The sequence below is a fragment of the Pseudoalteromonas sp. BSi20480 genome, assembly GCF_000241365.1.
GTDB lineage: Bacteria > Pseudomonadota > Gammaproteobacteria > Enterobacterales > Alteromonadaceae > Pseudoalteromonas > Pseudoalteromonas marina.
The window spans coordinates 13,485-35,007 of record NZ_BADX01000148.1 but is presented as its reverse complement, the minus strand read 5'-3'; the positions used below and the strand labels follow the sequence as shown (position 1 = coordinate 35,007).

Sequence of the window (21,523 nt, the reverse complement as noted above, 5' to 3'; positions counted from 1 at the left end):
GGATTATTTACTTTTTTCTGCTTGTTGTTTTTTAAATTCTTCGTAATTTGAGTCTTGCTCTTTAAGGCACTCATAATATTCTTTATCGGCTTTGTAATTACATTCGTTAAGGCGGGCTGATTGCAATTGTTCAAAGCGTGCGTCGGAACTACACCCGGCTAAAATAGGTAATCCGATTATAAATACAGCACATACTTTTAATTTATTAATAACCATCAAATTTCCTTACACTATTGCGTTTAAAAAGACGTTAAATTATGCCGAATATATTGTATATTAGCGCCATAAAAATCTTCGTATTTACAGGACCACTTATTATGATGTCGCAGTTACAAGCCTTGTTTCAGCGTATAGACAAAAGCAAGATATTTCAATCATTTGTTATAGCTGTCATTATTGTTTCTGCCCTTACTGTAGGCGCTCATACCTATAGTCTTCATCCTACGGTTGAGCTTGCACTTAACTGGATGGATATTGGCATAACCGCATTCTTTTTAATTGAGCTGATTATTCGCTTTGTTGCAAGCAAAGGCATAAAAGACTTCTTTTCAAAGGGCTGGAATATATTCGACACCATTATTGTATTGGGTAGTTTATACCCCGCTGCGGGCTCTACAATGCTAATAGCGCGTTTACTACGTATATTTAGAGTGCTCAGGTTAGTGTCGATGATCCCTGAACTTAGACTACTCGTTAACTCCTTGCTTAAAGCAATCCCGCAAATGGGCTACATAGCTCTGCTTATGTTTGTTATTTTTTATATTTACGCCGCTATGGGCAGTATGATGTTTGCTGACATTAACCCCGTGCTTTGGCAAGATGTGTCTATATCAATGCTAACGCTATTTAGAATAGCGACCTTTGAAGATTGGACCGACATAATGTACGAAACAATGGCGGTGTATGAGCTAAGCTGGATTTACTACCTGACCTTTATATTTTTAACCGCCTTTGTATTTTTAAATATGATGGTTGGCGCAATTTTAGAAGTAATGGGTGAAGAACACCGAAATGCACGAGAAGAACAGGCCGATAACGACTCGCTTCCTGCAACACAAGGACAAGTTAACGAATTACAAGCGCAAATAGCAGAGTTAAAAACATTGCTGAGTAAAAAGTAACAGTTTAAGCCTCACAAAATATGTTTGTGGGGCTTAAAACTCAATTAGCCTGTTACTCATCTGATGTACTTTCTACTGTTTCAAACGATATCACGTCGTCCACTTCCATTTTAAACGCCTCTAAAAACGCATTTTTTAATACCGACACCACTGCCTGAAACGTAGATATATCGGTGTTGTTTAAAGTGCCATCGATCGGTATGCGCGCAGCAACTAACTCAGATTCATCATTTTCAAGTAATTCACTGAGTATATCTATGCTGCCTTCAAAAATAGCAGTGAACAATCCATCGTCGTCTTTTTCTATATCTTCACGCCACGAAAAAACACTCAAGTTATAAACACCGGCCTTTGCATAGCCGTTTAAAACATTGTCTTTTGCAGCAAGCTCCATTGCCCCATCAATGCCTCCTGCTTCAATGTCAAACGGGGTATACACTTTAAAAACCGTTTCTAGGTGTTTAACCGAAAAACGTTGAACCTCTACATTAAAGTCAAAGTTTGCTTTTTCACTAAATGGGTCTAATTGCCCTTTAAGAGACAATGCAGCTTCGCCCATTAAATCCCCTTCTACGTTTAACGAAGTCACTAACGTTTTTGTGAGGTTTTTAGCATTAGTTATGTTTTTAATTTCTGCATTAATATTTGAGATATAGGTAGGTTTATCGCCCTCGCTAGTGGCATTAACTAACGAAATTTTACCGTTTTCAATACTTAAAGTGTCAATTGAAAAAGGGACTAAATTATTAGCAAGCCCTATCCAGGTTGTTTCGTTTTTAACTTGTTTATTTTGCTCCGTTTTATTAGGGGCTTTGTCGTAAACCACAATTTCAGGATGCGTAAATTGCATATTTGTCACTAAATTCCCTTTCAGTAGTGCTGACCATGAAAGCGAAAAATTGAGTGTTGCAACGCTAAGTAGTGGTTTAGCCGCTAAATTATCCTCTTTTGCATAAATTTTTATGCCGTCAATAGCATACGCACCGCGGTACAAATATAAATCAACGTCACCTACGTGACCTGTTATTCCCTGCGTGTCTTTAATTTGTTGATTAACATAATATTGAATAGCATGGGGCGCACCAACACGGAATATTAATAAAAGCACAATGATTAAAACAAAACCAGTAAACCATTTAGCTCGAGTAACCTTTGAAATTAACGCCATATAACCATCCTTATTTGTGTAATTATTAGCATGACAATGTGTAAAAACTACACAAAAATAAGCACAACTGCGCTGTTAAGTACTTAAATTACTGGGTGCACGCAAAGTACTATTTTAACTTTTGCAATGGGTATGCCACACAGGAGGTTATTTAAAAGCCACAAAAGAGTGTAAAAGGAAGGAATAAAAACTAAAAAGGGTTAGCACTATGCTAACCCTATAAAATAGACAAATTAAAAAACTGGAATTACTCAGCGTCTACAATAATGCGAAGCATACGACGAAGTGGCTCTGCTGCACCCCATAAAAGCTGATCGCCCACTGTGAATGCGCTAATATATTTAGGTCCCATAGCAAGCTTACGAATACGTCCCACTGGGATACTTAGCGTGCCTGTTACTTTAACCGGCGTTAAATCGGTGGATGTAATATCACGCTCATTTGGGATAACCTTAACCCACTCGTTGTGCGAAGCTAATATTTCTTCTATTTTCTCTACGCTTATGTCTTCGCGTAATTTAATAGTCATTGCTTGGCTATGACAACGCATTGCGCCAATACGAACACATAAACCATCAATAGGTACAGGCTGCTGGGTAGAGCCTAAAATTTTGTTAGCTTCAACTTGTGCTTTCCACTCTTCCTTTGATTGTCCACTAGGCATAGGCACGTCAATCCATGGGATCAAGCTACCTGCTAATGGCACACCAAATTGATCTTGTGGTAAATCGCTTGAAGCCATTTTTTCACTGACTATTTTATCAATTTCTAAAATAGCTGAACTTGGGTTATCGAGTTGCTGAGCAACACTTGAATGAATAGCGCCCATTTGTGAAATCAGCTCTTTCATATTGCGTGCACCCGCACCCGAAGCTGCTTGGTAAGTCATAGGGCTTACCCATTCAATAAGGTCTTTCTCAAACAAACCACCTAAAGCAAGGAGCATTAACGATACCGTACAGTTACCGCCAACAAAGGTTTTAACGCCTTGCTCTAAACCTTGAGTAATGACATCTTTATTTACAGGGTCAAGAACAATAATGCTGTCATCACTCATACGAAGTGCAGAAGCTGCATCAATCCAGTAACCATCCCACCCCGATTCACGAAGCTTTGGGTAAACCGCTTTGGTGTAATCGCCCCCTTGACACGTAACAATAATATCCATTTTTGAAAGTTCAGATACATCGCTTGCATCAAGTAGCGGTTTTGCATCACCCGCTAAATCAGGACCAAGTTGTCCGGCTTGTGAGGTAGTAAAAAAAGTGGTGTCTATATTGGCAAAATCATTTTGCTTTTCCATACGCTCTAATAACACAGAACCAACCATGCCACGCCAACCGACTAAACCTACTTTTTTCATTGTTTTATCCACTGTTTTGTTCATAAAAGATGCCTTAATACATTAAAAATTAAATTCATTGCGTGAGATTCAATTTTCAAGTTAACAAACTAACACTGCTAGACGGCTAAAACTAGTTAATAAAACAGAACTTAAAAATTTTTCATGCGAAATTAAGGTATAAAAAAAGCCCTGTATTTAATACAGGGCTTATAGCGCGAATTTACAAGGCTTAACGCAAGCTAAAACTAAAATTCATAACTATAGCTTAAGCTAAACTCGGTGCCTGTTTCTTGGCCCCAAAGGGTTAACCCTTCTTGCTCTATTTGTTTTTCTTGGCCTAAAATATTCTTCACTTTAAAATTAACTTTAGAGTTAAAGTTAGGAAAGTAAGAATAAACTAAATCAAGTGAGTGAAATGACTTTTCTTCAGCATCTTCATTCCCACGCGTACCTGGTACGATAATTCGCGGCCCAAACACATTGTAAATAACCGATGTTGAATGAAAACCGTCATCTGAATCGTAACCCATTTGTAAGTTAGCAACCCATTCAGAGTGGCCTACTAAACGGCGTTTGTTGTTAGTAACAATGTTTGAAACGGTATCGGCTTCGAGTGCTTCTTTAAGTTGCGTTTCAAATAATGAATCGACATTATCTGAGTCATTTATACCTAAATTGACGCTCGAATCAGATAGCGTTACGTTACCCGACAAAAATGCAGACGACCAATCTTTATTGATAAAACCAAAGTCAGTTAAAAAATCTACCTCAATACCCGATAGCTTACCCGACTGCGCATTAGCCGTAAGTAATTGCGGAGACGCACCACCTACACCTGCAAGTTCAACCATTTCAATTGGGTTCTCTATGTCCTTGTAAAACAACGCAACTGACAGGTTATTACCTGTTGGCATGTACCACTCAAACCTAAAGTCAACATTCGTTAATTCAGAGCTTTGTAAGCTAGGCGAACCACGAACCAAAAATTCAGTCAGCGGGTCAACAAAAAACGAGGTACTTACATCACGTAAGTCTGGGCGAATGGTGGTTTCACTCACGTTTAAGCGAAACTGCATTTCTTCATCCATGATGTACGTAACAGCAAGTGATGGAAAAAAAGTATCTTCGTTAATGACAACGTCTTGAATTTCTTCAAGCGTGTTTTCGAATAAGTTTGAATGTGCCTGATAACCAATTGATACTTGTTTGAAATCTTCCCAGCGAACACCGCCGGTAATACGCCATGTATTTTCAAAAAAGTAGTCAGCCATAAAGTAATAAGCATCTAACTTATGCGCTGCACTGTATTTGTCACCGTCAGTTGTACCATCATCAAAAATACCTGAACCCGTAGCACTTGTGTAAAACGCGTCGTTTGATGTGTTTGCATCAGCAAAAATATCGCTAATGTTATTACCAAACGTAAACTCATCGCTTATACCACGGTGCGTTATGCCAAATTTAACATTGCTTGCATCACGTTTTTTTTCTGAAAAGTCACCGCCAATTTTAAGTTCGAGCTCGTAGCCGTCCCCATAAAAAGGTAACCCCATGTTCCAACCAAATGTTTCTACGTCATCGTGAAGTACCTGGTATTCACGCGTAATATTAGTTGCTGCAACATCTTGAAGCTGCTCTGACTCAAATACACCGTCGTTATAGTTTTGTTGAAAAACAAGATCTAAACCGCCTGGTGCGTTACGATTAGCTCTACTTAAGCCACCATACCAATCAAAGAATAAATTATTTAGCTCTGGAAAGTTATGCGTGCCTTTAAGCTGAGAAGAAAACATTTCTCGTTCTTCGTAGCTAATATCAACACGGCGAAGCTCAGTAACACCCTCTTCGGTTTCATTGGCATCGTAATAGTTACGATTTCGAACCCGATCGCTCATATCGTGTAATGCAATGTTAGTCAGCTCAAATCGATGGTTTGAGTTAAACTCATAGCCAAGGTTTAACGTTCCGCTCCAGCGAACATTTTGTTCAGTCGATGTACCATCGTAATATTGTGCAAAACATTTGTTCTCACAACCCAAACTACCTAGGCTTGAACCACTTTGTTCTTGAACAACTTCCCATTCGTTGTCATAAGAAACAGCCGCAAGCACACCAAAGGTGCCTATTTCGCTTTCTAGTCTGTCGCCCACGGCAACAGAAAAGCTCATAGCTGGGTCAACATCTTCCTTGCTAATGCCTACATTCCAATCAAGCGATTGAACAAGATTTTTACGCTCTTCAAGCGTTGAATTAATATTGCCTTCAAGGCCTGCGTCGCTGGTAAGTGCTGTAGTAAATACATTAGATAGCGCACGTGTGCCATCATCACGGCCCATCCAATCATCATCACCGCCTTCGTAAAAGTAGCCAGAATCACTATTTGACGTGTTATACGATGAGCCTACTTGTACTTTAAATAAAAAGTCAGACGGAATAGACTTGGTACGAATGTTTACATTACCACCACCAAAATGCGCAGGCATATCTGGTGAAAATGATTTTTGTACACTTAAGCTTTCGATTATTTCAGATGGAAATAAATCGAGTGGCACAACCGAGCGAGTAGGATCGGGGCTTGGTACATACATGCTATTTAATTGTGTACTTGAGTAACGCTCACCTAAACCACGCACATATATAAATTTACCATCAACTAAGGTTAAGCCTGTTACACGGCGAAGAGCCGATGCAGCATCACCATCGCCAGTGCGTGAAATTTGGTCGGCACCCATAATATCAGCAACAAACGCCTGATTTTGGCGTTCTTGCAGTACTGCACCTGCGCTCCCTTTGAGTCGTTGCCCTACTGCAACCACTTCTTCTATTTCTTGCTCTTGAATGTCGGCTTCTGCAGCAGCAGTATTTACCGACCAACCAAATAGTGCAGCCAAAACGGCGCAATTTAATGTTGATAAGGCAAGTTTAGAGGGTTTATAAGAATTCATTTTTATACTCCAAAACAAAACAAGACATTAGCCGGGCTTTCGCCCGGCCTAAAGCGTTTAAGGTTAAAGACCTACTTTTACCCAACCCGCTGTCCAGTCTGTTTGCGCATCCATTGCACCAATGTAATCTACTGTATCAAAGTAGCTATCTAGGCTAGAAGAATCAAAACCTGCACCTAGTAGTAATGATTCACTTGAAGGCATGTAACCGTTACTCGCTAGTGCAAGGCTTGCAGCTGTTTGCACTGAGTTACCAGTTTGACCTAAGAACCAAGACTCAACATTGCCATCACCAATTGCTTGAGTACCAAAGTTGTTAGCTGTTTCACACGCAACCACTGAGTGAGTGATAGTAAGTGAACCGTCTTCGGCACGTGGTGCTGAGTCAGAACCTACACGTAAACAGTTTGCGTAATCTGCGCCACCCGTTACCACTACGTTTTTAAGTATGCCCGCAGTACCTGCACGTAAGCGAATACCGTTTACGCCTGCGTCACCAATAATAGTTACATTAGAGATAGTAGGCATAGTAAGCGGTGATGCATCTGAATCAAATTCAGAGTTATCAGCTTCAATCGCGTTATCGCCCTCAGAGCCTGATTGTTTAATAAGTACGTATTGCGCTTTACCCGTCCAACCAAATGACCAATCTAAAGAGTCGTCACCAATATTTGTAAGCACTAAGTGGCTGATGTTTGCTGTGCCACCGAAAAACTCTACGCCGTCATCTAGGTTTTCATGAACGTGGATGTAATCTAGCTCTGTTTGGCTACCTACACCAGCAAGTGATATACCGTTTAGTTCATCACCATTACCTAAAGTTTTGCCCGCTTGTTTTACAGCAACATACTTTAATGTGCCTGAGTTATCTTCTGGGTTATTACCACCAAATTGGCCCGCATCACCTTCAGCAGATACACCACAGTTTGCAAGTTCATCAGCGGTTGCTTCACCTTCTTGGTCGCCACATGAGTTAGCCGGTGCATTACCTAATAATACTAAGCCGCCCCATTGGCCAATCGTTGTTTCGCCACCCGTTACATCTTGAATAGATGTCATGGTGATAGGCTGAGTTGCTGTGCCTACGGCCTCAATTTTTGAACCACGACGAACAACTAAAAAGTCATCACCCGATTCACCAATTAATGTTGTACCAAACTGAACATACAATGTTGTGTTATCTGCGCGGTCATTACCAACAGCTGTACGCCCTTTTAAAATCCAATGTGCATCATTTGTTAGTGTTACATCAGCTGTGAATACCACATCTGAATTTAACTGATAAACAGGCTTATCGGTAATAGCTGGGAAACTTGCAGACACATCTGTTGCTAGCCCTTGCTCTAAAGCGTTTTGGATATCTGTTGGGAAGCTAGGTTTAATAGCAACGGTCCAGCCTTCCATCCAGTTATTATCACCGTCAAACGCACCAATGTAATCGGTTTTAGTGAAGAACGAATCAAGGCCAGAGGTATCAACACCTGCACCAAGTAAAGGTGAGCTCGACTTAGGTGTATATCCATCAGTTGCTAAGCTTAGGTTTGTAGCCGTGAGTGTTTGGTTACCTGTTTGGCCTTCAAACCACGATTGAACGTTACCACCAGCAATTGCTTCGCTACCGAAGTTATTATCTTCATTACAGGCTACTACTGAGTTTTCAATAGAAAGCTCACCCGATTCCGCATTAGCTACCGAGTCAGAACCTACACGTAAACAGTTTGAATACCCATCTGGGCCAGTGATAACAACATTACGAAGCACACCCGCGGTACCTGCACGTAAACGAACACCGTTAGTACCATCTGCACCTACAATAGTTACGTTAGAAATAAGTGGCTTAGTCAATGGCGTTGCATTTGAATCAAATTCAGAGTTATCAGCTTCAATGGCATTATCGCCCTCAACAGCACTTTGTTGAATGTAGATATTTTGTGCACGACCTGTCCAACCAAACGACCAGTCAAATGCGTCATCGCCAATATCAGTCAGTACAATGTTACGTACGTTTACTGTGCCACCAAAAAACTCTACACCGTCGTCTAGGTTTTGGTGAACCTGGATATACTCAACCTTAGTTTGTGAACCTACACCAGCAAACGAAATACCGTTTAGTTCATCGCCATTACCCAGTGTTTTACCAGCATGTTTTACAACAATGTAACGAAGAACACCTGAGTTATCATCGCTGATATCACCACCAAACTGACCTGCATCACCTTCTGCCGATACACCACAGTTAGCGAGCTCTTCTGGTGTAGTCTCACCTTGTTGGTCGCCACATGAGTTAGCAGGAGCATTACCAAGTAATACTAAACCACCCCATTGGCCAATATTTGTTTCGCCACCCGTTACATCTTGAATAGATGTCATAGTGATAGGTGCTGTTGCATTACCATTAGCGTTAATTTGTGAACCACGGCGAACAACTAAGAAATCGTCACCAGTTTCACCGATAAGCGTAGTGCCCGCTTGAACGTAAAGTGTAGTTGCATCAGCGCGATCGTTACCTACCGCAGTACGGCCATTTAAAATCCAATGTGCATCGTTTGTAAGCGTTACATCGGCTGTAAATGTTGTATCTTGTGTTAAACGGTAAACAGGCTTATCGTTAATTTGTGGAAATTCACTTGATACATTGGTCGCTAAACCTTGATCCAACGCATTTGAAATATCTGTTGGGAAGCCACCATTGATACCTACTGTCCAACCTTCCATCCAGTTAGTTGTGCCATTAAATGCACCAATTTGCCCATTGGCAATAAGCGGTGAACCCGGCAGTGGTGTGTAACCATTATCATCAAGCATTAAATCTGCGGGAGTTAGCGTTTGGTTGCCGTCTTGAGCTTCAAACCACGATTTAACATCGCCGCCATTAATCGCTTCACTACCAAAGTTGTTAGCTGTTGTTTGACATGCAACAACTGAATTAGTGATAGTTAATGTACCATCTTCTGCGCGTGGTACAGAGTCTGAACCCACACGTAAACAATTTTCATAAGTAGCTGGACCCGTTACGAATACATTACTTAATGCGCCCGCAGTGCCTGCACGTAAACGAATACCGTTGTTACCTTCAGCACCTACAATTGTTACGTTTGAAACGGTTGGCATTGTAAGTGGTGTTGCACTTGAATCAAACTCAGAGTTATCTGCTTCAATCGCATTATCACCCACGTTTGCAGCTTGTTGAATGTATACGTTAGTTGCAGAGCCTGTCCAACCGAACGACCAGTCAAGTGAATCATCACCAATGCTGGTTAATACAACATTGCTTACATCAACTGTACCACCGAAAAACTCGATACCGTCATCAAGGTTTTCGTGTACTTGAATGTAATCAACAGTTGTTGCAGAACCTACACCGGCAAACGAAATACCGTTCAGCTCATCGCCATTACCCAGAGTTTTACCTGCTTGCTTAACGATTAAGTACTTTAATGTACCTGAGTTATCATCTGCAACATCGCCACCAAACTGACCGGCGTCACCTTCAGCAGAGACACCACAGTTAGCTAGCTCATCGGCTGTTGCTTCACCTTGTTGGTCGCCACATGAGTTAGCAGGTGCATTACCTAATAATACTAAACCACCCCATTGACCAATGGCTGTTTCACCACCTGTTACATCTTGAATAGAGGTCATAGTAATTGGCTGGCTTACCGTACCAACCGACTCAAGCTGTGAACCACGACGAACGACTAAAAAGTCATCGCCAGATTCACCAATAATTGTTGTGCCTTGTTGAATATAAAGCTTTGCGTTATCTGCACGGTCATTACCTACTGCTGTACGACCATTTACAATCCAATGCGCGTCGTTTGTAAGTGTTGCATCGCTAGTGAACGTTGTATCTGCTGTTAGGCGATACACTGGCTTATCAGTAATTTCCGGAAATTCGCTTGATACGTCTGTGGCTAAGCCTTGAACAAATGCGTTATCAATAGTGGTAGGGAAACCAGTTGTGCCGTTTTGTGAATCATCACGAGATGACGTTTCACCGCCTGTGTCTGAGCCGCCTTCAACAACGTTTGTTATTGTATCGCCTTCGTTAATTGTTGTGTCGCCTTCAGATACTACTAAGTCACCACCACAACCCGCTAAAGATACTGCAGTTGCAATCAAACTAACTTTGAATAAGTCAGATAATTTCATTGTTCACTCCGTTAAAGTATTTAATTATTTTGTTAGCGCTTTATAAAAACTCAAGTCACTTTAAAGCACTTAATAATGCGTTAAGGTCACTTGAGTTATCAGCAGGGCTTACCTTACGGGAGCTATATGACACTGGAGTTACACTTTAATAAACATAACATGACAAAACTATATTATTAAAATTCAACAACTTAATTACCAAAGCAATAAAAAAGCCGACTCAATTATTATTGAGCCGGCTTGCGTAGTGCGATTATGAAATTGATATTACAAGCACCAACGAAGTAGTGACTTGTTGGTCTAAAATTTAAAGCAGAGCGGTTCTTAACGTTTCAGCATGTACTTTTTCACGTTTAACATACTTAATCCATTGCTTAGCCAAACGCTGTGATTTTTTGTGTTTTTCAGCTTGTTCAAACGCTAAAATAGACGCATCGAAATTTTGCAAATTGTACTGCGCCATACCCAGTGCAACAAAGGCATTCGACTCAAAATCAAGTCCCCCTTTATCAAGCGCTTTACGCGCTGAATCGGCAGCATCTTCATAGTGCTCTGTATTAACATACACCTCAGCTAAACGCTGATCGTATTGCCCATGATCTGATAAATCGGCGGCTTTAACAAAATACTCTATCGATTTTTCATCTTCTTTTGCTTGGATCATCGCCTCGGCTACAAACGCATAGTTTTTAGCTGTTTTTTCGGCAATGCCATTATCTATTGCTTTACTCATAACTTCTGCCGCTTTAAAAGCAAGTCCATTGTATAAGTAAACTTGAGCAAGTTGGCGTAAGTCGGCTCTTGATGTTAAAAACCCTTGCTGATAGGCAGCTTCAATAACAGCTAATTGCTTCTTCTCTTGCCCTGTTTCACCATACATACCCGAAAGCTGTACCCAGTATTCTGGTTTATCATAAAGCTTAACCATGCGTTCAAGCACTTCAACCACTTTGTTAGTTTGATTTAGTGAATAAAACATAGCGCGCTGTAATACAAGCCAGTTTTCTTTTGGGGTTTTACCTTCGTCATCACTTAATGAAATAACTTTAGTGATGTAGTCTAGGCCTTGCTTATAATCTTTTAACTGGTAATACGTTTGTGCACGAAGTAAGTAATACCCTTCAGGTATTGGCTGAGTGTTAATCTCATCCCAGTTATCCAAAAAGGCAATGACTTTATCGTAATCGCTGTTTGCCATTGCAAGCTGCGCTAGACTAAAAGTGGTGCTTAAACGCAATGTTTCAGGGATCCCTTCTTCTGCCACAACGCGTTCAAATGAAGCTATCGCTTTTGGTAAGTCATTTTGATTGTAGTAAATGAACCCGTAAAAATTATGCATCATGGCTATTTCGTACGAGTTCATACTTGAAGAACGTTCATTAATGCTATCGAGCGCTTCAAGTCCAGCTTTAACATCGCCATCGTCTGCCAATTTTTGTGCGCGAGCCAGTTGGCTGTATACTTTTTCACGAAGCGCAGGAACGCGTTTTGTTTTTTGCTCCTGCGCCGCTTGAGCACTTGCGATTGATACGCCAGGTAACAACGTTAGTGCACTGGGTGTAACAATACTGAACCCTATCGCAATGGTACAAAGTAGTGTTACTTTTAAAAGTTTAGTTTTGGTTAATAATTTCATAATCGCCTCACGGTCTTTTCTAGTTAGCTACTATCCGCCAATTTGAAAAGATATTTTGTTCTGAACACCCGCTACTTCAACAGCTTCACCGTTGACAACACGCGGTTTATATTTAAATTTAAGAGCAGCGTCCATTGCAGCCCGATCAAATAACGACTCAGGCTCTGCTTTTAAAACTTGCGGATCGCGAACGGTACCTTGCTTTGTCACTGTAAATTCAACAATCACATACCCTTCAATACCGCGCGATAGCGCACGACGCGGATAGACCGGTGCAACTTTTACAATAGGTAAATATTCGCCATCGCTCGTTTCCAGTGCTAATCCACCCGCCAGGTTCACTTCGGCATCAACATTAGCACCAAAGTCAAAGTTGTTAGCGTTGGCATTAGCATCACTACTTTGCATTTGTGGCGACTCCATTGGTGGTGGCGGCTCTTTTGGCGTAGGTGGCTTTTGTGGTTTACGCTCTTTCTTTTGAACACTTTCTTCTTTTTTCAAACGAACAAAATCAAGAACATTACCTTTAGCTGGTTCGCTCATTGCCCCTTCACCGCCAGTTATAAGTGCTTGCATGCCCAAAAACAGCATAAACGTGACTACACCGGCAACAATTAATGCTACTAAATAACGCATTACTTACCCTTACGCTTCTTGAGCCGCAATTGACACATCAAACACACCTGCAGCGCGTGCGGCATCCATTACTTTAATTAACGTATCGGTGGTTGCTTTTTTATCGGCTTGAATTACAACGCTACCTTGTGGGTTTTCAGCTTTTAAGCGTTCAATATTCGCCTGCACTGCGCGAACATCTATTTGGCGTTTGTTAATCCAAATTTCACCCTTATCTGAAATAGCGACTAAGATATTGGCTCTTTCTTTTTTAACCGCAGTTGCGGCTTCTGGGCGGTTTACGTCAATGCCTGCTTCTTTAACAAATGAAGCTGTTACAATAAAGAAGATAAGCATAATAAATACAACATCTAGCATGGGTGTCATGTTTATTTCTTCAGCTTCATCTTCTTGCATTAAATTACCTAAAGGCGCTCTCATTTTTATTCTCCTGATATGAGCGGGTATGTTTAGCCGCTCATAAAACTTATTTAGTGATCTAGCAACATGCTATCTTCAAGTAGTTCTACTTCACGTTTGGCTTTACGTTGTAAGTACGTTGAGGCAAATACACCAGATAATGCCCCTACCATACCCGCCATTGTCGGGATTGTGGCTTTGGATACACCTGACGCCATTGAACGCGCACTCCCGGTGCCTGTTATAGCCATTACATCAAACACTTCAATCATGCCCGTTACTGTGCCAAGCAACCCAAGTAGTGGACACAAAGCCACCATGACATTGATAAGCGGAAGGTTTGCATTTAAACGCATACTTGCTCGCGAAATCATAGCTTGGCGTATTTGCTCAGCATTCCAACTATTGCGTTCGTTACGGGTTGACCATGTTCCTTTAATGCTATTTTTGTATCCGCGAAACCCGTTGAAAAAGTATATAAATCGCTCGAGTATCAATAACCACATCGCGAAGATTAACACCCCAATGACCAAGAGGACTTGGCCACCGGTGTCGAGAAAATCACGGATAGCATTGATTGAGTCAATCAATAGCACCATGGTTTATTCTCCCTTCTCGCTTCGCTCAGCAATGATACCTGCGCTTTGCTCTTGTAAAATAAGCAGTAAGCCTTTTGAACGCGTGTTTAGTAATGTGTATATAAACACTGTTGGGATTGCCACAACTAAGCCAAGTACGGTCGTAACTAGTGCCTGAGAAATACCACCAGCCATTAGTTTAGGGTCGCCAGTACCAAATAATGTGATTGCTTGGAACGTGTTGATCATACCGGTAACTGTACCTAGCAAGCCAAGTAATGGGGCAACAACAGAGATGATTTTAATAAGCGTTAAGTTACGTGTGATTTTTGGCATTTCACGTAAAATTGCTTCACTTAATTTAAGCTCTAACGTGTCGTAAGCAACATGTGGGTAGTCGTCTTTTACTTTCATTACACGACCTAGCGGATTGTCGTCACGCGCTACTGAATCTTTTAATTGGCGACGAATTTTTCCACCAACAAGTAACAATGAAATAAAGCGCTCAATTGCAATTAATAAAGCAAGCAAACCAACACCTAAAATTACATAACCAACCGCACCACCTTGATGAACTTGCTCTGATGTATCTGGTGCTTGAACAAGTAAACCTAAAATAGAGCCTCCTGTTGGGTCTAATGCAAACTGTACAACACCACTTTTAGCATCTTGTAAGTCAGCAGCTGTAGCGGTATAACGAGACACTGGTTGGCGAGTAAGCGCGCTCAGCGTGTTTGTTCCTGGGTTATATTCTAAGTATTGACCCTGTGAAATTAAGTTAAAGGCACCAACACGAACAACTTCTTGCTCTGCTTTATTTCCACCTTCAACAATAACTGAAGTATTAAAGCGACTGACTTTACCTTGCTCAGTCATTTCACGTTGCAGCTCGTACCACACCTTTTCAATATCTTCTATTGAAGCAAGCTTAGACGTTGAACCCATTTTTTGAGCTAACTCGTCCATAAAGTCACTACGGCCCGGTAATTCTGCTGATACAACCGAAGTAGCGAACTTATTGCTAGAGTCCCCTGCAACTTGCTGTAATACCCCAAATAACTCTTTAAGTGATCCCATTCGCTTAGATAAGGTATCGGTTAAGTTAGCGAGTTTAACTTCGTTTTCTTCAAATTGTGTTTCAAGGCGCTCTGATTCAACAAGCATTTGGTTACGCTTTGCAGTTGTATCATTTAACATTTTAACTTGCTGATTTTGGCGAGAGGTAAACTCCTGCTCTCGTTGTTTATTTTGCGCACTTTGAACGGTCTTGCCGTTTTCTAATGTTTTTAATAATGAATCAAGATCCATTGTTTCTGCCGCAGTGCTAACGCCTGCAAAACCGAGGCTTGTAACAAACAATGCCATTTTTGTCATTTGAGTAAACAATTTCATTTTTAACCTCTTATTCTGCTGCGTGTACTGGCAGAGTTAGCATATCTGGGGCAAGTTGCTTGCGCGCAATACGTAAACCTTTATTGATTTGACTAATTGTTGAATCTGGTAATGTTTCAAACGTTTTAGTCTCTGTGTTGTAGCTACCAGCGTGTTTACCATCACGTGTTAGGTAAATCAGCTCTAATCGGCCAATGCGTAAAAAGTCAACTTCACGCTCTTTACCGTTTACATCTAACAATGCGGTGTAAGCTTCAATAGTGCGCCCGTAGTCTACCTCTACTTGGTAAGCTTCTAGCACACGACGAAATTTTTCACTCGAGGTGATATCAGCGCGGTCCATCATGGCTTTCAGTGATACTAAACGCTTAGCGCGCTCGTCTTGCAAAAAGGGAATGTCTAACGATACAAACTGCTCAAGTCCTGTGATCATTCGCATCATAAGTGGTGTAATTTGGCGCTCAATAATAGAAACCTGATCCATTGATAGGTTAAGCGATTCCATTTCTTCAATTTGATTATTAAGCTGTTTATTTAACTGCGCGTTATAAACAGCTAAACCGTCAATCTCTTTATTGAGCGTTTTAAATTGCTGTAAACGTCCTTGCATTGAATCTGCAATCTTGTCTATTTTTGTTTGTGATTGCGCAGCTGATTTATTAATTTCGCTGCTTTTATCAATAACCTTATCTAAATCGTTAGCGTGTACTGCTGCACTTGCGGCCACAATACCAGCTAAGATTAATGGTTTAACGCCTTTCATCGCATACACCTTTACTCGTTAATTAGCGGATTTGCTAGGTTGTATTTCAAGCCAATAAACAGAGCTTTAGTGGCTTGAATAATTCAATGAAGGAAGTTTATAGATAAAAGATGACAAGGATGTTGCGCAAAAAAGTCGCTTTTATGACAGCTGTCATAATTAGGACTTATAGCAGAATAAAGACGGTCGAAGCGTTAAAATTAACGCTGCCTAATCAATAATATTTAAAATTTGGCTGTAAGTACTTTGCCAGTCTGTGTAATTAACGCCAATAGGATAGTAGCTGTTGTTATGAATAAGTACCAAGGAAGGAAAGCCATTAATAGGCAACGTATTAACAAATGCCAACTCGTCACTCAATTCATTATTTAATGATGAACTGACTAATTCATTTGCAAATCCCTCTTTATCTAGACCAATGCCTTGAGCGAGCGCTACTAAGGTGGCTTCATCAGAAGGGTTTTGCGCATTTAAATAGTAAGCACGCTGGATTGCTTCTATCATTTGCACTTCTTTATTGGTTTTTCGCGCGATCAGAGCTGCTCTACAAGCCGGGTAAGTAGAACGTCGAGGTTCGCAATTACGCCAAAAGTCATAATTAAACTGGGTACCTAATTGCTTTTGTATTTTATGCCACGTACCTTCAAGCATTTCTTTCATTGCTTTTGGCATAGGCTGCTGACTATCGGCAGCTAAGCCGCCCACTTTATATTCAACAATAATTTTATGCTCAAGTTGTTCTTTTAATTTTAGCCACGTAGGTGCATAGCCCCAACACCAACTACACATTGGATCGTGTATATAAATTAACTTACTTTGAAACATAACAACTCCTACATAAAAGCTGAAACAACTTTATTTCGACCCGTTTCCTTTGCTTTATAAAGGCATCGATCGGCTTGTTTTAAAGCATCATTGTAATCTGATAGTTTATTTACTTGTGCTACACCTATGCTACAGGTAAGTGCTACGTTTTTACTTTCAACATTCAAAAGTGTTGTATTGGCGACACTTTCTCTAAAGTTGTTAGCAATGTGCTCTGCAATTTGAATAGTCGCCTTTGGGAGAATAACCACAAACTCTTCACCACCATAACGCGCTTTTATTGAATCGCTGCTGAAGTGTGACTCCAGCATTTTAGTAAATTCTATTAGGACAGTATCACCACTATCATGACCATAGTTATCATTGATAGATTTAAAGTGATCTAAGTCCAAAAGTAAAATTGAGAACGGTAAATAATTATCGGGATTATCGCTAACCAGCTTAAAAAAATGAGATGTAACAAAACGCCTATTGGCAGCCCCTGTTAGCTGATCGGTATACGCATCCTTTTTTTGTGCCAAAGTTATTTCAGCAATAGATTGATGGCTTTTATATCTAAAAAATTCACCAATCAACGAAAAAATAAACACCAAACTAAACGAAGCCATAAAACGTGATTTTTCTACAAGACCGTAATCGACCTGCCCAAAATTAGGGCCGTATAATAGCCCTAAACAGCAGACCAATAAAAACCCACTAAGCCATAACCCTAATTTAACACCGAGAGTAGCAAAGGTAACAACTGGATAAAACATGAGCCAATACAGCGCTGTGTACTCTTTACCACCTGTGTAAATGAGCGCAATACACATAATAAAAATGATTAGCATGGTTATTAAAGACACAACCTCTAGCTTACCGGTTTTAAAGAAGTAAACAGTGCAGGCAATGATAGTCATATTAGCAACGAGCAAAGCCACACTTAAGATGGGCGAATACACATCATAATTAGAAAGAAGTAAAAAACCTAATATAACAATAGCAAAGGCTATCATTGTAAATAATGAAGTGCTTGGCGCTGCCTGTCCGAATTGTAAACGCTATCTATGTTAATTAAATTGCGCCAATTTGACTTAGCTAATTTTTCCTCTTCCATATCTATACTTTAAACTTTTGGACCATTTGTTCTAAATCACCGAATTGTTGTCTCAGTTTTGTACATTCGTTCAGAGTATTATTTAGGTTGGTTTTACTTTGAATAGATAGTTCACTGATAGTTTGTATATCTGCATCTAATGATTTAACAACTTGATTTTGTTCTTCTGTAGCGTCTGCAACGGTATGATTGGCAGCACTTATTTGTTTTATATCTTCTATAACTTGCTGCATTAATTTTCCAACTGCATCAGCTTCTGACACGCTTTTTTCACTGCCTTGTAAACTTGTTTTCATTAACTCCACAGCCAAAGTTGACCCTTTTTGCAATTCTATGACTGTTTCTTCAATCTCTTGCGTTGATTCTTTGGTGCGATGAGCTAATTGTCGAACTTCATCCGCCACTACTGCAAAACCACGCCCTGCTTCACCTGCGCGAGCTGCTTCAATAGCTGCATTCAATGCAAGTAAGTTGGTTTGTTCACTCACGCCTTTAATCACTTCTAAAACATTACCAATGCTTTCTGTATGTTCATTTAAGCTATTAATAGTTTGTTGAGCTTGCACTATATTGGCAGATAGCTCATGGATCCCTGCAACATTAGTGCTTAATATTTCCTGGTTTTGTGTAGAGTGCTTATTCGCATCTTTTGCAAGTGTTGATGCGTCAGACGCACTATTGAATATATCTGATGTCATCCCTGTAAATTGATTAATTGCAGCTGCAACGCTATCAGTACGCATACTTTGATCGTCATACATAGCAAGTGAAGAATGTGTTTGTGATAGCAGACTGGCTATTACGTCATCAAGAAGTATTGTTGTATCTTTAACTTGTTCGATTGATGATTGAATTTTTTCAATAAACACATTGAATGAATGGCTGAGTTCACCAAACTCATCGTCATTTTCTATCTCTAAACGACGTGTTAAATCACCTTCTCCCTGTGAAATATCTTTTATAGCGTCATTTAACCGATTCATTGGACGCATTAAATAACGAAGTAAAAATTGCATTAAAATTACAATTACGATTGTACCCACAATTAAGTAAATAAATGCCGTTTCACCAAAACTAGATACACTAGCAAATGCTTTTTGTTGATCAATAACAACCCCTAAATACCAATTTACATTTTCAATACCACGTATTTTATTAAACGAAACTAATTTAGTTTCGCCAGCTATTTGATATTCAACAAACTTGCTACTAAGTGATGGTTTGGTGCCAAATAACTCAGCGATATTTTTTAAATTAACGTTACTTTGTGGGTGACTTAATATTTGGCCGCTGTCATCGAGTAAAAAACCATAACCCAGCCCTAAAAAATCAATATTATTAATAATTTCTGTCACAGTTTGCATATCAATATCAGCACCAGCAACACCAACAAAACGGTCATTGTGGTTTATAGGCACAACAGCAGATATAGTTAACTCGTTAGTTGTTACATCAATATAGGGAGTAGTAAAGGCAGTATTGGTTTTGTTTTCGACTAGCTTATACCAAGGACGTGATGTTGCATCAAAATCTGGCGGTAAAACGATGCTTTGATCATTTAAAATAAAATTACCGTTAGATTGGCCAATATAGGTGTTTTTAAAACTACCTGCTAACCCTGCTGTGTTTAATTGTAGTAATGTAAGCGTATTTGGATCTGATGGTTGGTGGGTTTTAGCAAACGCGCTAACAATGGCCAGCTTTGCATTTAACCAGCTAGCTATATTTTGAGAAACAGATTCTGAGTTTTGTTGCAAGACGAGAGCAAGCTGATTTTGTGTTTGGTTTTTTAAGGTAAAGTAGTTATTTACAGTGAATAACCCTAATACCAAAACGAGTACAACAGACGCTGCTATTGTGACTTTTGTAGTAAATTTGAATGCCCCAAACATAAATGCCCTTTAATTTATTTTTAGCATTCTAGTTTTAGCAAATATTGTGAGCATTGTCTTAGCTATTTTCGGTTTTTCCGAAAATAGCAGCTAAAAACAATGAAAAAGGACTAGATAAACTTAATTACAAATTTTAAGTAATTAATTTTACATAAATAATGTTCAATAGATAACGAACTTGGAATGTTCCAAATAAAAAGAAAATAATAATGACTGAATACGTATTCAGCCATTATTATTCAATACATTTTCTACCATTTTTTAGCTAAACGAACAGCATTTAAACCATACCAAGCTATAAATACATAACATACCATAGGCACGAAAAAGCTATCTTGAATATTTACGGTATCGGCAATATACCCTTGTAATAAAGGCACTAATGCACCACCTACAATCGCTAAACATAGCCAACCAGAGCCTTTACTGGTTAACGGGCCTAATTTTTCAATCGCAACAGAAAATATAGTTGGAAACATAATTGAATTAAACAACCCGATTGCCAATACTGAATACAAAGCGACATCACCTTGTGTAAAAATAGTGATTAATAACAACGCAATAACACTGATAGCATTAAAGGCAATTGCTTTAGAAGGCGCAATTTTTTGTAACAACGCAGAGCCTACAAAACGCCCAACCATTGCTCCGCCCCAATAATAACTAATAAGTGCCGCGGCAGCATGCTCTTCAAGCCCAGCAATGTGTGCTTCACCAAAGTAATTAACTAAAAAGCTACCTATAGCTACTTCACCGCCTACATAACAAAATATTGCTACAACCCCCATAGTAAGGTGAGGTGCTTGCATTAAAGAGCGAGTTTCGGTGTCTGTGCTGTCTTCCTTATGGGCTTCAATTTCAGGTAACTTTATAAATGCAAACACAATGGCAATTAATAAAAGTGCTGCAGCCAACATTAAATAAGGCACTTTTACTGATTCTGCCGATGCAGCAGACGCAGCCAATGTACCAGCAGTACCGAAAAAGAGAATGCCTCCTACATACGGTCCTACTGTAGTACCCAAGGCATTAAGCGCTTGCGCTAAGTTTAATCGTGAAGAGGCGGTTTTATCTGGGCCAAGAGCCGCAACGTATGGATTAGCTGATACTTGCAATACGGTTATACCAGCAGCAAGCACGAACAATGCGCCTAAAAACAACCAATACTCATGCACTACTACTGCAGGGTAAAAAAGCATACAACCAATCGAAGCAATAATAAGCCCCGTTAAAATACCTTTTTTATAACCAAGCTGTTTAACTAAAATACCAGCGGGGATAGATACAATGAAATAGGCACCAAAAAAGCAAAACTGCACTAGCATTGCCTCAAAGTAGCTAAGATCAAATACGCCTTTTAATCGTGGAATCAATACATCATTTAATACTGTAATAAAACCCCATAAAAAAAACAGGGTTGTCATTGCAGTTAGGGGAAACAGATAATTTTTGTTGTGCTGTTTATTAACGCCATAATCGTGATGTGTGTTCAGTGTGCTCATTTTTATTTTCACTCCATTAACAAGTTAAACTGATTCTACATTGTTAATAAGTTGTTTGGGCACAAGGTAATTA

15 protein-coding genes and 1 pseudogene are annotated in these 21,523 nt (G+C 39.8%); 1 reads left to right on the top strand and 15 read right to left on the bottom strand.

Features of this window, described 5'->3' with window-relative positions:
* Nucleotides 1-3 precede the first annotated feature (3 nt).
* The gene (locus tag P20480_RS04185) at nt 4-216 is read right to left on the bottom strand and encodes a hypothetical protein (RefSeq protein WP_008131755.1); all 213 of its coding nucleotides are present in this window, start codon (nt 214-216) and stop codon (nt 4-6) included.
* A gap of 101 nt (nt 217-317) precedes the next feature.
* Here P20480_RS04185 and P20480_RS04190 point away from each other — a divergent pair, with 101 nt between their 5' ends.
* Nucleotides 318-1,121 carry an ion transporter gene (locus P20480_RS04190; RefSeq protein WP_006793489.1) on the top strand — a complete coding sequence of 268 codons (804 nt, stop codon included), beginning with the start codon at nt 318-320 and terminating at the stop codon, nt 1,119-1,121.
* A 52-nt stretch (nt 1,122-1,173) separates the two neighbouring features.
* On the opposite strand, the gene P20480_RS04195 is transcribed toward P20480_RS04190, so the two are convergent.
* The 14 genes and pseudogenes from P20480_RS04195 to P20480_RS04260 form a co-directional block, all read right to left on the bottom strand.
* Nucleotides 1,174-2,289, bottom strand: a complete 1,116-nt coding sequence (locus P20480_RS04195; protein ID WP_008131754.1) for a DUF748 domain-containing protein — start codon at nt 2,287-2,289, stop codon at nt 1,174-1,176.
* Between the two features lie 247 nt (nt 2,290-2,536).
* Nucleotides 2,537-3,676, bottom strand: coding sequence for an aspartate-semialdehyde dehydrogenase (asd, locus tag P20480_RS04200; RefSeq protein WP_008131752.1), 1,140 nt, complete (start codon nt 3,674-3,676; stop codon nt 2,537-2,539).
* A gap of 203 nt (nt 3,677-3,879) precedes the next feature.
* Complete coding sequence (locus tag P20480_RS04205; RefSeq protein WP_008131750.1) at nt 3,880-6,579, bottom strand: TonB-dependent receptor domain-containing protein; 2,700 nt, start codon at nt 6,577-6,579, stop codon at nt 3,880-3,882.
* Between the two features lie 63 nt (nt 6,580-6,642).
* Entirely contained in the window at nt 6,643-10,731 is a 4,089-nt protein-coding gene (locus P20480_RS04210) for a hypothetical protein (RefSeq protein ID WP_008131748.1), read from the bottom strand.
* A gap of 307 nt (nt 10,732-11,038) precedes the next feature.
* Nucleotides 11,039-12,367 carry a tetratricopeptide repeat protein gene (locus P20480_RS04215; protein WP_008131744.1) on the bottom strand — a complete coding sequence of 443 codons (1,329 nt, stop codon included), beginning with the start codon at nt 12,365-12,367 and terminating at the stop codon, nt 11,039-11,041.
* 30 nt (nt 12,368-12,397) lie between these two features.
* Nucleotides 12,398-13,003: an energy transducer TonB gene (locus P20480_RS04220; protein ID WP_006793482.1), complete on the bottom strand. Its 606-nt coding sequence runs from the start codon at nt 13,001-13,003 to the stop codon at nt 12,398-12,400.
* 9 nt (nt 13,004-13,012) lie between these two features.
* Entirely contained in the window at nt 13,013-13,423 is a 411-nt protein-coding gene (locus P20480_RS04225) for an ExbD/TolR family protein (RefSeq protein WP_006793481.1), read from the bottom strand.
* A 50-nt stretch (nt 13,424-13,473) separates the two neighbouring features.
* Complete coding sequence (locus tag P20480_RS04230; RefSeq protein ID WP_006793480.1) at nt 13,474-14,001, bottom strand: MotA/TolQ/ExbB proton channel family protein; 528 nt, start codon at nt 13,999-14,001, stop codon at nt 13,474-13,476.
* Nucleotides 14,002-14,004: 3 nt separating this feature from the next.
* Nucleotides 14,005-15,372, bottom strand: coding sequence for a MotA/TolQ/ExbB proton channel family protein (locus P20480_RS04235; RefSeq protein WP_008131740.1), 1,368 nt, complete (start codon nt 15,370-15,372; stop codon nt 14,005-14,007).
* Nucleotides 15,373-15,382: 10 nt separating this feature from the next.
* Nucleotides 15,383-16,135 carry a DUF3450 domain-containing protein gene (locus P20480_RS04240; RefSeq protein WP_006793478.1) on the bottom strand — a complete coding sequence of 251 codons (753 nt, stop codon included), beginning with the start codon at nt 16,133-16,135 and terminating at the stop codon, nt 15,383-15,385.
* Nucleotides 16,136-16,345: 210 nt separating this feature from the next.
* Nucleotides 16,346-16,960, bottom strand: a complete 615-nt coding sequence (locus tag P20480_RS04245) for a DsbA family protein (RefSeq protein ID WP_008131739.1) — start codon at nt 16,958-16,960, stop codon at nt 16,346-16,348.
* Nucleotides 16,961-16,968: 8 nt separating this feature from the next.
* Nucleotides 16,969-18,056 (bottom strand): annotated as a pseudogene (locus P20480_RS04250) (GGDEF domain-containing protein).
* A 2-nt stretch (nt 18,057-18,058) separates the two neighbouring features.
* A complete protein-coding gene (locus P20480_RS04255; RefSeq protein WP_008131737.1) occupies nt 18,059-19,948 on the bottom strand; it encodes a methyl-accepting chemotaxis protein in 1,890 nt (629 codons plus the stop codon).
* Nucleotides 19,949-20,199: 251 nt separating this feature from the next.
* The gene (locus P20480_RS04260) at nt 20,200-21,450 is read right to left on the bottom strand and encodes a sugar MFS transporter (RefSeq protein ID WP_008131736.1); all 1,251 of its coding nucleotides are present in this window, start codon (nt 21,448-21,450) and stop codon (nt 20,200-20,202) included.
* Nucleotides 21,451-21,523 lie beyond the last annotated feature (73 nt).

Bases quoted from the DNA above. Each gene is read 5' to 3' on its own strand.
- P20480_RS04185 (WP_008131755.1), bottom strand. From the start codon at position 216: ATGGTTATTAATAAATTAAAAGTATGTGCTGTATTTATAATCGGATTA.
- P20480_RS04190 (WP_006793489.1), top strand. From the start codon at position 318: ATGATGTCGCAGTTACAAGCCTTGTTTCAGCGTATAGACAAAAGCAAG.
- asd (WP_008131752.1), bottom strand. From the start codon at position 3,676: ATGAACAAAACAGTGGATAAAACAATGAAAAAAGTAGGTTTAGTCGGT.
- P20480_RS04210 (WP_008131748.1), bottom strand. From the start codon at position 10,731: ATGAAATTATCTGACTTATTCAAAGTTAGTTTGATTGCAACTGCAGTA.
- P20480_RS04225 (WP_006793481.1), bottom strand. From the start codon at position 13,423: ATGAGAGCGCCTTTAGGTAATTTAATGCAAGAAGATGAAGCTGAAGAA.
- P20480_RS04245 (WP_008131739.1), bottom strand. From the start codon at position 16,960: ATGTTTCAAAGTAAGTTAATTTATATACACGATCCAATGTGTAGTTGG.
- P20480_RS04260 (WP_008131736.1), bottom strand. From the start codon at position 21,450: ATGAGCACACTGAACACACATCACGATTATGGCGTTAATAAACAGCAC.
- P20480_RS04220 (WP_006793482.1), bottom strand. From the start codon at position 13,003: ATGCGTTATTTAGTAGCATTAATTGTTGCCGGTGTAGTCACGTTTATG.
- P20480_RS04255 (WP_008131737.1), bottom strand. From the start codon at position 19,948: ATGTTTGGGGCATTCAAATTTACTACAAAAGTCACAATAGCAGCGTCT.
- P20480_RS04205 (WP_008131750.1), bottom strand. From the start codon at position 6,579: ATGAATTCTTATAAACCCTCTAAACTTGCCTTATCAACATTAAATTGC.
- P20480_RS04230 (WP_006793480.1), bottom strand. From the start codon at position 14,001: ATGGTGCTATTGATTGACTCAATCAATGCTATCCGTGATTTTCTCGAC.
- P20480_RS04235 (WP_008131740.1), bottom strand. From the start codon at position 15,372: ATGAAATTGTTTACTCAAATGACAAAAATGGCATTGTTTGTTACAAGC.
- P20480_RS04240 (WP_006793478.1), bottom strand. From the start codon at position 16,135: ATGAAAGGCGTTAAACCATTAATCTTAGCTGGTATTGTGGCCGCAAGT.
- P20480_RS04215 (WP_008131744.1), bottom strand. From the start codon at position 12,367: ATGAAATTATTAACCAAAACTAAACTTTTAAAAGTAACACTACTTTGT.
- P20480_RS04195 (WP_008131754.1), bottom strand. From the start codon at position 2,289: ATGGCGTTAATTTCAAAGGTTACTCGAGCTAAATGGTTTACTGGTTTT.